Origin of the sequence: Gordonia sp. PvP123 (assembly GCF_040547295.1) — a bacterium.
Taxonomy (GTDB): domain Bacteria; phylum Actinomycetota; class Actinomycetes; order Mycobacteriales; family Mycobacteriaceae; genus Gordonia; species Gordonia terrae.
This window is the reverse complement of record NZ_JBEPPN010000013.1, coordinates 1-15,102: the sequence shown is the minus strand read 5'-3', so window position 1 is coordinate 15,102 and position 15,102 is coordinate 1. Positions and strand designations below refer to the sequence as shown.

Annotated in this window: 11 protein-coding genes; 6 read left to right on the top strand and 5 right to left on the bottom strand. The window is 65.2% G+C overall.

The annotated features are described in order from the left end of the window. Positions 1 to 80: 80 nt before the first annotated feature. Genes ABIC25_RS21805 through ABIC25_RS21790 form a run of 4 tightly spaced genes read left to right on the top strand, consistent with a single transcriptional unit; the run spans position 81 to position 4,100 of the window. Complete coding sequence (locus tag ABIC25_RS21805; protein WP_354563133.1) at positions 81 to 944, top strand: isocitrate lyase/PEP mutase family protein; 864 nt, start codon at positions 81 to 83, stop codon at positions 942 to 944. A gap of 5 nt (positions 945 to 949) precedes the next feature. Beyond that, the gene (locus ABIC25_RS21800) at positions 950 to 2,206 is read left to right on the top strand and encodes a 3-isopropylmalate dehydratase large subunit (RefSeq protein WP_354563131.1); all 1,257 of its coding nucleotides are present in this window, start codon (positions 950 to 952) and stop codon (positions 2,204 to 2,206) included. Then, positions 2,203 to 2,739, top strand: a complete 537-nt coding sequence (locus ABIC25_RS21795) for a 3-isopropylmalate dehydratase small subunit (RefSeq protein WP_354563129.1) — start codon at positions 2,203 to 2,205, stop codon at positions 2,737 to 2,739. The genes ABIC25_RS21800 and ABIC25_RS21795 overlap by 4 nt, the downstream gene beginning before the upstream one ends. After that, the gene (locus ABIC25_RS21790) at positions 2,739 to 4,100 is read left to right on the top strand and encodes an MFS transporter (protein ID WP_354563128.1); all 1,362 of its coding nucleotides are present in this window, start codon (positions 2,739 to 2,741) and stop codon (positions 4,098 to 4,100) included. The genes ABIC25_RS21795 and ABIC25_RS21790 overlap by 1 nt, the downstream gene beginning before the upstream one ends. 114 nt (positions 4,101 to 4,214) lie before the next feature. On the opposite strand, the gene ABIC25_RS21785 is transcribed toward ABIC25_RS21790, so the two are convergent. From ABIC25_RS21785 to ABIC25_RS21765, 5 genes are read right to left on the bottom strand one after another with little or no spacing between them, the layout of a single operon-like run. Next, a complete protein-coding gene (locus ABIC25_RS21785) occupies positions 4,215 to 4,949 on the bottom strand; it encodes a hypothetical protein (protein WP_354563126.1) in 735 nt (244 codons plus the stop codon). Next, a complete protein-coding gene (locus tag ABIC25_RS21780; protein WP_354563125.1) occupies positions 4,949 to 11,113 on the bottom strand; it encodes a putative T7SS-secreted protein in 6,165 nt (2,054 codons plus the stop codon). The genes ABIC25_RS21785 and ABIC25_RS21780 overlap by 1 nt, the downstream gene beginning before the upstream one ends. Before the next feature lie 19 nt (positions 11,114 to 11,132). Beyond that, complete coding sequence (locus ABIC25_RS21775) at positions 11,133 to 11,423, bottom strand: putative T7SS-secreted protein (RefSeq protein WP_354563124.1); 291 nt, start codon at positions 11,421 to 11,423, stop codon at positions 11,133 to 11,135. Next, positions 11,424 to 12,071: a hypothetical protein gene (locus ABIC25_RS21770; protein ID WP_354563122.1), complete on the bottom strand. Its 648-nt coding sequence runs from the start codon at positions 12,069 to 12,071 to the stop codon at positions 11,424 to 11,426. Further along, positions 12,068 to 12,460 (bottom strand): SseB family protein, encoded by a 393-nt coding sequence (locus tag ABIC25_RS21765; protein ID WP_354563121.1) that lies wholly within the window; start codon positions 12,458 to 12,460, stop codon positions 12,068 to 12,070. The genes ABIC25_RS21770 and ABIC25_RS21765 overlap by 4 nt, the downstream gene beginning before the upstream one ends. Positions 12,461 to 13,018: 558 nt before the next feature. On the opposite strand from ABIC25_RS21765, the gene ABIC25_RS21760 reads away from it, so the two are divergent. Both ABIC25_RS21760 and ABIC25_RS21755 read left to right on the top strand, forming a co-directional pair. Beyond that, the gene (locus ABIC25_RS21760) at positions 13,019 to 13,657 is read left to right on the top strand and encodes a DUF3558 domain-containing protein (RefSeq protein WP_354563221.1); all 639 of its coding nucleotides are present in this window, start codon (positions 13,019 to 13,021) and stop codon (positions 13,655 to 13,657) included. 135 nt (positions 13,658 to 13,792) lie between these two features. Next, positions 13,793 to 14,398: a class I SAM-dependent methyltransferase gene (locus ABIC25_RS21755; protein ID WP_354563120.1), complete on the top strand. Its 606-nt coding sequence runs from the start codon at positions 13,793 to 13,795 to the stop codon at positions 14,396 to 14,398. The last annotated feature ends 704 nt before the right edge of the window (positions 14,399 to 15,102 follow it).

The window sequence follows — 15,102 nt, the reverse complement described above, 5'->3', positions numbered from 1 at the left end:
TGACATGTGACTCAGACCACCTTAGCGTCTCGTTACGTATTACGATATGCATTCCGCATAACGAAACGGAGATGATTTGCATGAGCGCACCCTCGCTCAAGGAACTCACGTCACGCGGTCTCGTCTATGCCCCCGGTGTCTGGGATGGTCTGACCGCACGCCTGGCCGAGCAGGCTGGATTCAACGCGCTCTGTGCGTCGGGCTTCGCTGTCTCGGCCGCATTGGGTCTGCCCGACGCCGAGCTCTACACGATGACCGAGAACCTTCAGGCCGTCCGGACGATTCGCTCGGCCTCGACGCTCCCGCTGGTCGCCGACATCGACACCGGCTACGGCAATGCGGTCAACGCAGCGCGCACGGCGTCGAAGTTCGTCGACGCCGGTGTCGGCGGGATGTTCATGGAAGACCAGGTCTCGCCGAAGTCGTGCCCGATCTGCGTCGGCGACCCGGTCGACCTCATCAGCGTCGAGGAGGCCACCGGGAAGATCCGGGCGGTACGCGACGCGAGTCCGGCAGACGTCTTGCTCATCGCACGCACCGACGCGCGCGGTGACGAAGCGATGCGTCGCGCGCACGCCTACGTCGAGGCCGGCGCCGACATGATCATGCCGGTCACCAAGACGTTCGAGACCGTCGAAGAATGGGAGCGGTGCCATTCCGAAGTCGGTGTGCCGCTGATGGCAACTCTCACCGCGTCGACCTGGACCGAACGCGAGTTCACCCCAGAAGTGCTCGGCCAGATCGGTGTTCGACTTGCACTGTTGCCCACCCAGGTTCTGATGGCGGTCACCGGCGCCGCCCAGAACACGCTGCGACGACTCGCCGCCGGCGAAGCTCCCGCCGACGTCAGTGCCGACGCGCTTCCGCACCACGAGTTCGTCGATCTGATCGGGTTCGGCGAGGTCGAGGCGATGCAGCGCAAATACCTCCCGGCAGCGCGGTGATGACGATGGGCCACACGATCACCGAGAAGATCCTCGCCCGCGCCACCGGTCTCGAGTCCGCGCGCGCCGGAGAGAATCACGCGGTTCGGCCGTCACGCATGATCGCCTACGACTTCCCCGGGTACACCGACGTCATGTTCAAGCAGATGCGCGACGACTTCGGGATCACCGAGCTCGAGGACCCGAGCAGATATGTCGTGTTCATCGATCACATGCTGACGAAGGGCAACGAACGCGAGGCCGAGGTCCATCAGGTGACGCGCGACTGGTGTGCGTTCTACGGCATCGAGCTGCACGAGGCGCAGGGCATCGGGCACCAGCTCACAGCAGAGCTGGGGCTCGCGATCCCCGGTGATTTCCTCGTCCACTTCGACGGTCACATCAGTGGCGTCGGAGCGTTCAACGCACTCGGCTGGGGCATCCGACGGGACCTGATCGAGGCGTGGGTGACCGGGCAGATCCACCTCGACATTCCGGCGACCACCCGATTCGACCTCGTCGGGGAGTTCCCCGAGGGCGTCGACAGCCGCGACCTCGTCCACACCATCATCGAGATGGTCGGGGCCGACGGTTGCGCCCACCAGGTCATGGAGTTCGGCGGGCCAGGAGCCCGGGCCATGAAGATCGACCATCGCCAAGGCCTGTGTGGGATGGCGATGTTCACGGGTGCGGTCTCGGCGGTGTTCGAGCCCGACGAGTTGTCTCTCAACTACGCGCGGAAGGTCGCGCGAACGGATTTCGAACCCGTCCACCCCGATCCCGATGCCGTCTATGCCGCTCGGCACACCATCGATCTGAATGCACTCGTGCCCAAGGTGGTTCGACCGGGATCGGCGCGGGTTGCCAACACCGCCACCGCCCGCGAACTGGAAGGCACGCCGATCACACGCGCGTTCATCGGTTCGTGTGCCAGCGGCCGGATCGAGGATCTTCGCGCGGCCGCACTGGTCCTCGACGGTCGGAAGGTCGCGCCCACCGTCGAACTCAACGTGGTTCCCACGTCACGCGAGGTCCTGGACCAGGCCGAGAAGGAGGGCCTGCTGGACGTCCTCCGCGCGGCGGGCGCAACGATCGCCATGTCGAGTTGCGACTTCTGCTTCGGTTATCAGCAGCCGCTGCAACCCGGTGAGAACTGCATCTCGACAGGCGTTCTCAACATCAACGGGCGCATGGGCAGCCCGGAGGCGAACATCTACATGGGTTCGCCGTACACCGTCGCCGCCAGTGCCGTCAGCGGTTCGATCGCGGAGTCGGTCCGATGAGCAGCTACCCGCCGCCACCCGAGCTGATCGAGGGCAAGGTTGCGTGGATCTTCGGCGACGACTTCGACATCGATCTGGTGGTCGGCGTCTCCAACATCAAGTCCTACGATCCCGACCACCTTCGCTCGGTGTGTATGAGCGCGTACGATCCCGGCTTCGCGGATCGGGTGAGCCCTGGCGACATCATCGTCGGCGGACGCAATTTCGGGTACGGGCATCCGCACTACCCGCCGATGGTGGCACTGCGCAATGCCGGGATCTCGGCAATCGTCGCCGAATCGTTCTCCCCCGGCTTCTGGCGGGGCGAGACGTTCAACGGCATGCCGCTGATCACGATTCCCGGGGTGTCGTCGGCCGTATCGGTCGACGAGCCGATCGTTCTCGACTGGCGTGCCGCAACTTTGCGCACCCCCGCCGGTGAGGAACTCGTGGGCACCCCACCCAACCCCCGCACGATTCAAATCATCGAAGCGGGTGGCTCCTACCAGCTCCTGCTCGCCGAACACTCCCCCGCACGACAAGGACAGCCCTGATGACCAACGTGGAGAAGCCCATCCGGGCCGACGACCGACCCGCCGGCGCCCCGATGCCGGAACCGCATCGAGCCGGGGAGCCGCAGAAGTCGCCGGCCATGGCGTGGCGGGCCGCGATCGCTGGCGGCGTCGGAACCCTGATCGAGTACTACGACTTCGCCGTCTACGGCTTCCTCGCCGTGGTGATCGCGCCACTGTTCTTCCCGTCGGACAGTCCTGGTACGTCGATCCTCGCAACGCTTGCGGTGTTCGGTGTCGCGTACGTGGCGCGGCCCTTGGGCGGCATCTTCTTCGGCCGTCTCGGCGACCGCCGCGGGCGGCGCTCGGCCCTGGTGGCAACCGTCGTGTGCATGGGTATTGCGTGCGGCATTCTCGGTCTGCTGCCGACCCATTCGTCGATCGGAGTCCTGGCGCCCATCCTGTTGGTCCTGGTGCGTCTGGCTCAGGGATTCTCCGCCGGCGGTGAGGTGGGCGGCGCCGCCACCTACATCGCCGAGTCGGCCCCGGCGCACCGTCGCGGCTTCTTCGGCTCCTTCACCCCGATCGGTTCGACGCTCGGATTTGCCGTCGCCGCAGCTGTCGTCGGTCTCGTCACCCTCCTGACGACCGACGAGCAGATGGAGTCGTGGGGATGGCGGATCCCGTTCCTCCTCGCACTCCCGCTCGCCCTGATCTGCCTCCGGGTGCGCATGAAGCTCGAGGACACACCGGAGTTCGAGGAAATGGCCGAGAAGCAGGAGGTCGCCAAGAGCCCGCTGCTCGACGTCGTGCGCAACAACCCGAGGTCGGTCCTCAAGGTGGTCGGCATCGCGATCGCCATGAACGGGTCGGGGTACATCGGACTGACGTACTTCAACGTCTACCTGATCAACGACCTCGGCTTCAGCAAGGACTCCGTCTACTGGACCTCGGCGATCGCCATCGCGTTGGCGTGCGCCACGTTCCCGATCAGCGGCATGATGACCGACCGCTTCGGGCGCCGACCCGTGTTGCTCTTCGGGTACCTCACCTACATCGTGATCGCGTTCCCCGCGTTCATGATCCTCGGCGCCACCGGCAGCATCGTGGTCGTCGGACTCGTCTACTTCGTCTACATGACGCTCAACGGTGTCGTACAGGTGCCTGCGTTCCCGCTGTTCACCGAGCTGTTCCCCAGGGCCACCCGTTACACCGGTGTCTCGCTCGGGTTCAACATCGGCACCATCGCCGCAGGCGGGACCGCGCCGTACGTGGCGGCCCAGCTCGTCGAATCGACCGGGAACGCCATGTCGCCCGCCTACTGGGTCGTCGGCGTATGCCTGATCGGCACAGTCACGCTCCTCGCCATTCGTGAGACCAGCAGGACTGCGCTGCCTGCGTAGGCGGGGCCTTGTCTGAAGCGACATCCGGCGAGGCGGGTTCGTCGAAACCTGCTTCGCCGGACATCGTTTGAGCGTCAGGATGAGTCGTACGGGGCGACACGACAGCCGCCTCGGTCAAGACTCGCGCTGTATAGGCTGTCCCACGATCAAAAGGTTGTCGTCGCCGAACTTCAAGAACCAGGGCTGTCTACCGTCGTCAGCGGTTACATCAATTCGCGATCCGTCGTCGAATTCTAGTGCGCATCGGTGGGTTTCGTACTCGAAGCGATCGAGTCGCCTCCCTAGGTATAGCTCAGGAACGTCACCTGACTGGACGTCAGACGCTGTACCGTCGAAGCTGCGTTGCCATGGGCACGATACGACGAGGTGCCACTTGCGGCCCGACATGGACCATCCGGGCGGGAAGGTCTGGACGCTGATCACGTCGCCCAGGTGTGTCAATTCCCCGGGTGCGAGTGCAGCCTGATCTGACTTAGCGGCGTCGACCTGGGCTGGTGAACTCCCCAGCAACGTAATGTTCGGGATACGCATTGTCCAGGGTTCGTATGGGTCGTCCGGATCGGCCTTGAGCGATATCCGGGTGCCGTCGTCTAGGTAGAACGTCGGGTCGTCCATATCGGGGTTCGACTCGATAGAGATGATCGATCTGCCTACTGCGTTGCGCTCTATTTCCCGCAACTCTTCCGGTGCGGACTCGTCAGTGAAGATGTGACCGGCGACCTCGATTTGAAAGTCGCACGTGGCGTTCAGATGCCAGCCCTCGCCGGCGAAGTTCATGTTGAACTCCATCAATTCGCAGCTCGAAACAAGCAATGGCAGTGCATGGCGCGCGATTGCGAGTGTGGACATCAGTGCAGCTCCACGTGAGTTCGTTCGCGGACAAACGCCTTACGCTCAGGTTTGGTCAGTCCGCGGGGAGGCTGAACGGGTTTGCCGTCGATTCCGACTGCCTGCCCGTTTGCATTCTCGAAAGACGCCCTCTGACCGGCACCCCCTTGGGTGGTCTGGGCGTCCATGACTCGGACTCTGCTGCCATCGGGCATCACGTACTCCATGCCGTCGTAGTTTCTCGTCGGGCTTGCCGGGAAACCGGCTCGTCTGAATCCGTCTTCGAGGTCAGCCCGGCTGGTCGGCATAACCGTACCGTCCGAGCTGACCACGAACCGCGGTCTGTCGTTCGCAGGTCCGTTGTCGTTGACGGTCGAACAATCGGTTGGCGCGAGCCCCAAAGGATCCGCGCCCACCGCCGGATTGTCCGGATAGGTATGCGGGTTCGGCGCGGGTGCCAGTCCCAGCGGGTCCGAACTCAGGTACCTTCCGGTCCCCGGTTGGTAGTACCGGTAGCGGTTGTAGTGGAGACCGCTTTCGGGGTCCACGTATTGACCGGGAAACGCCCACGGCGTCGAGGAGCCGACCCACGTGCTCCCGCCGTATAAAGTCCTCGCCGAGTGCCCGGCAATCTCGGCGGTGATTGGGTCTACGAGTGCTGTAGGAGACGCAATCTGATCAGTGACGATCGCGAAGAACTCTCGGTCGACTTCGGCCTGCGTCCAGTCGCGCGGTGCATGCGGCGTGGGCGCCCGTGTACCCAGGTTGAGGCTCACTTCCCCATCAGGTGCGCCGTCCTCGAAGTCAACGCTGTCCGACGCCGTGATTGATTCGGTGCTGCGAGTTTGAGCTAAAGGCGTGTACGCGTGGGGCGCGAACGCCCAGGTAGTTACCGCGAGGCCAGCGTTAGACGCGGCTGCCCACGTACCAGGCGCCGACTCCGTCTGCTCGACCATCTGCTCGCCGTGCCAATGGAACCGGGTGACCGCCCCGCTTGCCGTGTTGGTCTTGCTGAGTCGCCGTCCCAAGTGGTCGTAGGTGTAAGTCCACGTTGTCCCGTCGGGAGTGGTCACGCTGCGCAGTCGGTCGTGAGCGTCCCAGACGTGATGCCACACATCGGGTTTCCGCGACAGTCGCCTGCGACTCATCGAAGTGAGGCGACCCGCGGGGTCGTACCGGTACGACGTCCGGCCGCCGTCGACAAGAAGTGTGCCGGAGTATCGCCAGCGGGGACCCTTCGAGGCTCGGCTAGCGCCTCGCACCTCACGGAACGGAGACTCACTGCCGCCTCGCACCTCAGGGAACGGAGGCTCACTGCCGCCTCGCACCTCAGGGAGCGGAGACTGGCTAGCGCCTCGCACCTCAGGGAACGGAGACTGACTGCCGTTTCGCACCTCAGGGGACGGAGGTTGGCTGGCATCTTGCGCATCAGGAGACGTGGCCGCTGAGATCCCGTATACGGTGATGTTGCCGGTTGCGTCATAGGTCAGTTGCTCCGAGCCGGAGACACCGACCGCCGCGGTGATCCGTCCAAGCACATCGACCTGATAGTCAGTCCGGCCGCGATCGGCAAGCGTCGTCGTAGAAGCGGTCAGGATGCCATCAGGGCGGTACGTGTACTCAGCTCGTGCGACAGTTCGTTCCGGTCCCCCGCCAGCCGCGCCGCCAGACCCGAAGTTCAGCGTCGCCGGATTGGCCGAGACCGTCGCAACCGACCGGCCGATGAGCCGACCGACCGGGTCCCACACCGAGTCGATCGCCGTGCCCTCGAAGCGCCGACGCTGTTCGCGCCCTGTGGCGCTGGTGGTGATGTCGCAGGTACGACCCGCCGACGAGATGAAGTCCAGCACGCCGCGCGGGTCGTAGCCGTAACGCGTACGCACTGCGGTGGGCGTCGTCACCGACGCCATGCGGCCCGCGCCGGTCCACCCCGACTCGATCACCCAGTCGGTGAAGCCGTCGTTCACGCCGGTCAGTTGCGGCATACCCGCCGCGGTGTACGTCGAGTGCCACCGCCCGAACACACCCACGACACTCTCTGGCCGGCCGGCGGAATCGTAGCTGTACTCTGTGATCTCGCCGTCGAAGTCAGGGTTCAGCGGGTCGGAACTGCGTTCGGCGACAACGCGACCGGCTGCGTCGTACTCGAACGCCACAGTCTGTCCGGCCGCGTTTGTTCGCGTGGCGAGTCGTCGGCCCGCGTCGTAGGTGTACGTCGTTGTCGCGTTGTTGAAGTCGGTCTCGGACTGCAACGAACCGTCGGCGTTGTAGGAGTAGCTCCACACCAGACCGTCGGGGTTGGTGACCGCGACGAGCCGGCGGGCGGTGTCGTAGGTGAACGCGGTTCGCGATCCGTCCGCATCGACCCGCGCCACCGGCAGGTCATAGTGGCCGTACTCCCAACGAGTCGTCGCACCAACGGGATCGAAATAAGCGATGCAGTTACCTTCGCCGTCGTACTCCCACCGCGACTGTCCACCATCGGGAGCGACGAGCCTGGTCCGGTTCCCCATCGCGTCGTACGCGACAACGGTTCTGGCACCCTCGGCGTCGACGACCTCGACCGGCCGTCCAAACGCGTCGTACGCAATCCCCATCGAGTTGCCCAGCACGTCGATGATCTCGGTGGGCAATCCCGCGGCGTTGTTGCGGTACCGCACCACCACGCCGTCGGGATCCGTATGCGACGTCAGCGCGCCATGTTCGTCGTAGGTGTACGACGTGACCGCGCCGGCATTGTCGGTCACCGTCAGCGGATTTCCGCTGTCGGTATAGGTGATACGCGTCGTCATCGGTCCCGGTTCGACGATCCTGTCCGGGCGACCCGGACCCGCGTAGTTCACCTCGGTCGCCGCGCCGTCCGGACCGACGATCCGCTCTACATCACCGAAGGCGTTGTAGTGCAACCGCGTCGAGACGCCGTCCGCATCGGTGAGCACCAACGGCTGCCGACTGTCGTTGTAATCGGTCCGGATGATCCGGCCCAGCGGATCGATCTCCTGCCGCACCCGATCGTCTGCATCGATGCCGTACAGCGTCGTCGCGCCGACGGCGTCGGTGTAGGTCGTCATCGACCCGGAACCCGCCGTCCGGAGCTGGTAATCGAACCGCCCGGACCAGACTCCGTTCATGCCGGACTGGATGGTCACACGGCCGAGGTCGTCGTATCGGTTCCAGTACTCCATCCCGATCGAGTCCCGCCACCAGGTCATTCGCCCCGCGGCGTCGTAGCCGAAATGCGTTGTCGCACCGACGGCGTTGGTCGACGCGGCGAGATGGCCGCGGTGGTAGGTGAAGGTGCACAGCTGGTGGTCGACGGGGACGCCGTCGACCCCCGCGACCAGGCGGTACCCGAGGATTCGAGCGCCGTCGCACTGCACATCGACGCGATAGCCGGCGGAATGCTCGACTGCCGAGGGCCTTCCGTGCTCGTCAAATACGAAACGGATGCGGTTGTGATGCCGGTCCGTCATGGCGGAGACAGCGATGCTCCCGGCCGCGACGTCGACGCCGTCCAGCTTCGGAACCGGGATGAAGAACCAGCTGATGAGCGTGCGAACATGGGTCAACTGGTAGCCGTCTGTCGCCGTTGCGCGCAGTTCCCAGTCGGTGTCTTTCACGCTTCGCGACACGGAGTCCGCCTGCGGCTTGGGGAAATTCGTCATGGTGCCGTCGGCGTCGACGATGGTCACCAGGTCGTCGGCGACGATGGCGCGGGCGTCGAACGTGGACGGTGTCGTCGGTCCGAGCCAGCGTCCCCACCGGTACCGCGAGCGATGGCGATGGGTGAGGCGGAGCGGCAGTACACCCGGGAGGTCAACGTCGGTCAGCGGAAGGAAGTACTCGCCGGTGGCAACGTTGACCGGCTCACCGTTGCTGCGACACTGCTCGGGAGTTTCGTTGCCTTCGCTGGTGTCGGCGCGTTCGGTCGAGCCCGAGTCGGTGCGGTCGGGTTGCCCGGCGTCGTGTGGTTGGCCGGAGTCGTTGTCGGGAGTGGAGTTGGAGCCGTCCGAGTTGTCGCCGTCAGGTCGGTTCGACGGACCGGGGTCGCGCGGTGATGACGTCGAGTCCGGACTCGCCGGGCGCGGGTTGGCCGCCGAGGGGCGATCCGGTGTGAACGGGCGGTCCGGGACCACGGTCGGTGGGATCGGCCGATCGTCGGGGCCGGTGCGAGGCGGGTGAGGCGCAGAGTCCGGCGCGTTCCGAACGGCGGGTTCGGGCACATGATGGGTGTTTGTCGGCACCGGACGACCGCGGTCGACGTCGCGCGGTGTGGTGGATTCTGGCGTGGTGCGCGCAGGAGGCGTGCGGTCCGGGGTGTGGTCGGGAGTGCGCGGAGGTGCCGCTGGGGCATCCGCCCGGCTCGGAGCGCCGGGAGTGGTCGGCGTCGCGCCCGGCTTCGGTTGCGCAGCATCCGGTGTGGCATGCGGCGTCGACACCGGGTGGTGGCCGGCGACCGGCGCGACGGGTCCGGTTGCGGGTGTGTCGGCATGGTCGGGCGTACGCGTGGGGGTCTCGACGGCGTCGGGTCGAGTAGTGGGCGCATCGGGATGCAGCGGACCGAGTGGACGTGGGCCAGGCGCGTCTGCGTCGGGTCGCACGTGAGGTGTTGCGGGAGTGGTGGGTTCGTCGGGCCTGGGTGGGTGTCCGCCCGTCGGCTCGTCGTGTTTTGTCGGGGCCCGGTCGACGACGGGCTCGTCGGGTTTGGCCGGCGACGGTTCGTGGTGCGTCGGGCTCGGTGCGCCGTCGCGGTCGACGGCGTTGGTGCCGGGGGTGGACTGGCCGGGTGAGTGGTCGCCACCGGGCGCGGCCGCGGGCGTGGTGGTGTCGCCGCGGTCGGGTCCGGGCGGGTCGTCGTCGCCCGGGTTTCGTGGCCCCGTCGGAGTGTCCGCGGGGCCCGGCGTCGGCGATCCCGGCCCGTCTGAAACAGGCGACGGCGCCGGCTCGGGTTTGGGCGCGGCGGCCGGGGCGTCGGGATTGGGGGCGTGTGGGCCGGGGCCATCGACAGGTCCGCCGGCGACGGGCTGATCCGGCGAGGCTGCGTCGGGACGCGGTGCAGGAGGTTCCGGTGTTCCCCCGGTGGGCGGCGGGTCGACGACGCCTGACGGTGGTGCACCGGCGTCGGGCGCGGGAGCCGGATTCGGCGAGCCGTCGGGCGACGGAGGGTTGGCCGCCGGGGCCTCCGGGGTGGGGCCGTCAGCTCGAGGGACTGGAGGTGCGTCGTGATCGACGGGGATGTCGGGACCGTGCCGCCCAGGCAGCTCGGCGCTGGGACTGGCACCAGGTGTGTTGGGCGACGATCCGTGCGGGGCAGTCGGCGGGTGTGGTGGCGCGGGCGGGGCGTCGGGGCGAAACGAAGTCGGGCCGACGTGCGGAGATGGCGACGGGGTCGGGACGTGGCGGGTGTTTTTCAGCAAGCTGGTCAACGCGCCGCCGCCCTTAGGCCCCGGCGCGATCATCATCACCGTATTGCCGATGACGTTGCCCAGCGCCTGCGACGGATCCGTCGACCATCCGGCCCCTGCGAAGTTCCGCACGACCTCGTCGGGATGGGCGACCTGGTGCACGATCCCCGCCACCATGGTTGCCGAATTGCGCATGTACTGATGAGGATTGGCGATGTTGTACGGATTCTGCGGGCTCAGCGCGTTGAGCCCCTTCACGACCTCGGTGACCGACCCGATGACACCGGCTTCGAAGTGGTTGAAGCCGGTGAGCCCGGCAGTCCCGACGTCGCTGGCCGTCATGCGCGCCTGGTCGAACGCCGACGGCATGGGTGGTGCCATGTTCGCGGCGCCGCTGAGTTCGGCCTTGACCCCCGGCGCCGACGAGTTGCGGTGGTCACGTCCGACTTTCAGGACCCGCTCCGCCTCGGCCTTGTATGCGGGCCATGGATCGGGCCCCGGATGTGTGGGCGGGGTGTCGCGGCGATCGTTCTTGTAATCGTCGAGCTCGTCGTTGTAGATGTTGGCCTTGGTGACCCACTCGTCCCGTTTGCGCTCGCCCTCTTCCCAGATGCGTACGGCCTCGGCGGCCTTCTGTTGCGCAAAGGTCACAACGCCAGCCCAACCAGTGAGCGCTGCAGCAGCTTTCGAAGCTGCGTCGCCAGCGGCGAACCACTGTGGAACCTGGCGGCCTGAGGCGTCACGGAACTCCACCGCGCCGGTGCCCGACCAGGTGCCCACTGAGATGCCACGCAGACCCTCACCGGCAGCGACAAAGTTGCCTGGCGAAACCCGTGAACTTGTCGGCGAGGGCGGTGATGCCCGGAGGGTCGCCAAGGATCAGTTCTTTCGGGTCTTTGGTCTGGTCGAGGTTCTTTTCGTCGGGCATGGCGCCGAGCGAGTTTGCGACGTCGTCGCCGAAATCCTCGACGCCGGTTGCGATGCTGTCGAGGCCAACGGCGCGCAAACCGCCGCCGAGTATCTCGGTAGCACCGTCGACCAGTCCCCCGACGAACTCCTTGCCGTCTTCGAAGGCGTCGAAGAGGCCCATTCAGTTGGCCTCAGGCCGTGCACCCGGCCTGGTCTGAGGCCCCGTGTCCGGCGAGTCGGCGGTGAATCCGTCCCGCTCGAACCCGTCCATCGTGTCGGTGACGAGTGTCGACGGGTCGACCTGGTGACGGGCGATGGTCTCGAGGTCCTCGATCAATGTGCCTCTGAGTTCCTGGCCCAACCTCTGGTGTTCTGCCATCTCCTCAGGCGTCAGGGCCCACTGCGGGTCGGTGATGGCGTTCTTGTTGTGCTCCCACAGATCACCCCACGACATGTCTTTGATCTCGTCTGGCGTGAGGCTGGGGTCGCCGAATATGTCCATCGCGTAGTTCTTGATCTGGTCGCCCGCCCACTTCTCTTCACGCTCGTAGTGGCTTGCTCCGAGTCCGAGGCCTTTCGAGATCTCGGCCGCGCCGGTGACCAGCGCCCGCACACCCCATTCCCAGCGGTCGCAGTACTCTTCGAGGCCGCTCTTCGGGTCGGCGTGCCCGATCGTGCGGCCGTCGAGGTCGAGGTCGCCGTATCCCCGACCGAGCGCGGCGCTGTAGTCCGAACCGACGCCGGTGTCGGCGAGCCCGTCGATCACGCCGTTGATGCCGGTGCTGGCCTTGGTGAGGTCGGCGGGGTCGACTCTCAGATTGTCGGTCATCGGACTACCTCGCCCTCGTCGTCGTAGTAGCAGTGAGGCGTCAGCTCGCGGCTCGGCGGGAACGTCATCGTCGACGGCGTCGCGGGGTCGACGACGAGGCCAGTGGGTTCGGGCGCCTGGTCGAGGACGCGGTCGATGAGCGCGTGACCGGGAACGTCGAGGTAGCGGACCTCGTCTGGGTTCCTGTCGGTGAGTTCGGCGAAATCTCGCAGACGCTCCGGTGTCGTGAACGCCAGCATCCACGGGATACCGGCTTCGACCAGCGTGAACAGTCGCCCGTCGAGATCGAGCGGAACGGCGAGGGTGTCATCGCGGAGGGCATCATAGAGCCGAGGTGGATCACCGAAACCGGACAAAAACGCCCGCACCTCACCGACATATGTCGTCATCACCGGACTCCCCCGCAGTCATCACCGTGCCGGTTGATGCTAGATCATGAAGCGGGAGTTCTCGCGTTGGTGTGCACAGGGGAGTCTTCCGCTGACAGTTGCCTTGCGAAGCTGTCGCGCCGTACTAGTCTGTCCGAACGGGGATGGCTGGTCGGTACCGCCGTCGGGAGGGAGACTGTTGACCACACCATTGCCTGGGGGCGACTCTTTGTTGCTGGGCTCTCGCGCGCCCGGCCCCGTCAGCTCCACAAGTAACCAACATGTCCTTCATTCGGAGCGCGCGCAGTGGGAACGACGCTCAGCCGCTGCCGCAGACGCCGCGACCGAGCTGGCGACAGCGTTCCGCCTGCTTTCGAAAACGAGTCGATTTAACTACTTTGGCGAATGCGTGGAAGGCCAGCGGTTCGCAGCGTCCCTCGAACTGGCAGTCTCGACCCTGGCTGAACAGTGGCGTCTCAACGCCGCAACCGCGGCAGACCTTAGCGATCAGTGTCAACGCGCTGCCGATCTGCTAGAAGGTACGGACAACCGGAGCGCTAAGACACTCGAAGCGTGAGTATGCGGACAAGTGCGGCGTCGCTGGCGGCGGTAATAGTCGTCAGTCTGACGGTGGGTGGTTGCGCCACGTCCGGTTCACCTATCCCGACGGTCCATCAGTCATCTTCGTCCACGGCCGGTCCGAGCATTAGGCAGACAGATGATGTGGGGCGCAAACTTCCGTTCGAGAACAAATTTCCGAACCGGTGGAGTATTAACAACGACGGTACGACCTATGAACCGTGCACCGCCCTGTCAAAGAAAATTCTCGTTCGATTCGGACTGAACCCGGAATCGGTGCAAGACGCAGCAGGGTCTGACTTTCAGACGGTCAGGGGTTGCGAATGGGAGTTCATCGACGACGAACTGTCCGCCGTCTCCCAGTATGTAGGGAACATGCAGCGCCCAAACGAAGGCCTGAATGGCTATCGCGAGTCGAACTCGGCGGCCGCGACTTGGCTTCCAGATATAGAGATTGACGGTCGCCCCGTTCTAGTGAACTCGTTCGGTCAAGGAGAATGTGCTGTTCTTGTCGAGTCTGGCCGCGCGATCGTGTCCACCAGTGTGTCGTTGGTCGACTCAACCCCGCCTCCTACTGCGCAAGTGTGTGGCGACGCCGAAGCGGTCCTACGCGCCACAATCGACCAGATTCCGAAGTAGATCCGGAGCCTCCGAGCACGCTGCTGGCCGTTACGCATGGACTTGCTCTTTACAGTTCGTCGAACACGATCCATACCAGTGCTCCGCCGCCACTAGTACGGTCGATTCCTATGTTTCGTTTGGCAGAATGCGGGCATGGTCGAACAGAGCATCTGGATGCAGAAGGTCGCCGAGGATCCCAACCACTCGAGCCGGTATGTCGAACGTTTCCGTGACCTCGCTCGGGAGGGCAACGACCTGGTCGGAGAGGCGAGACTCGTCGACGCGATGGCCGCACGCGGATCTCGCATTCTCGATGCCGGATGCGGCCCGGGCCGCGTAGGTGCCTACCTCGCCGAGGTCGGACATGACGTTGTCGGCGTGGACGTCGATCCAGTACTCATCCAGGCTGCCGAAGAGGACCATCCTGGCCCGCGCTGGCTGGTGAACGACCTCGCCGAACTCGATCTCCCCACCCGCGGCATCTATGAACCGTTCGGCTTCATCGTCTCGGCCGGAAACGTGATGGCGTTCCTCGCACCGAGCACTCGCGTCACAGTCCTCGAGCGACTTCGCGCACACCTCCGCGACGATGGTCGCGCGGTCATTGGATTCGGCGCCGGCCGTGACTATGCGTTCGAAGAGTTCCTCGAGAACGCCGCCACCGCCGGTTTCGTTCAGGACTTGCTTCTGGAGTCCTGGGACGTCCGGCCGTTCACCGAGAAGTCAGAGTTCCTCGTGGCGGTCCTGCGGCCGGCGTGAAACTCGGCAACAAGTCAGCATCCGGGAGCCATTCGGCGAGAGCTATGAGCCATGCAGAACGGATCGGCCGCGGCAGCCCCCGAACGCCCCCCAGTGACCTCGAGGTCAGGCGGCATCGGTTCCCGCGTCCGTCAGCGTTCGGTCAGCTTGAACGCGGCTGTCGCCGACTCATTGCATTCTGCGATGCATTCGCTGTCGTACTTCCCCACCATGACCGTCGCAGTCCGGTCGAGCACGCAAAGAAGCGCAACGACGATCGCCGTCGCAGTCTCTTCACGTCTAAGGGCGACTGACGGATGCATCCCGTGACCCACGTCGAGTGGCGAACCGGGCGTCAGTATGTGCAATGCGACCCTTCAAAGATGTCGGTCAGCGCACCGGCACTCCCGGCGATGGACAGGATGGTGTTTTTATGTGAAGATCCACCGGCCCTGAGTTTCGCGTATCGGTTGACGCAGCGGGGTTCGACCCGTCTACTGGACTAGACGGATACCGACGGGTGCCAGCGCGCTCCTATTTTGGTTCGTGACGCCTCATGTAAATATCATTCGGGACTGTCAACCAATTGCGTAGCAGCGGATTTTGGCGCGAAACTCACCGACGACTAGGTGTACTGACCCGGGACGTTAGGTACGGCGTTCGGCGAGTCGGCGTGACATAGGGAAGACCTCCGAGTGAGGTGTGGAGCTGTCTAGGAACCGCTT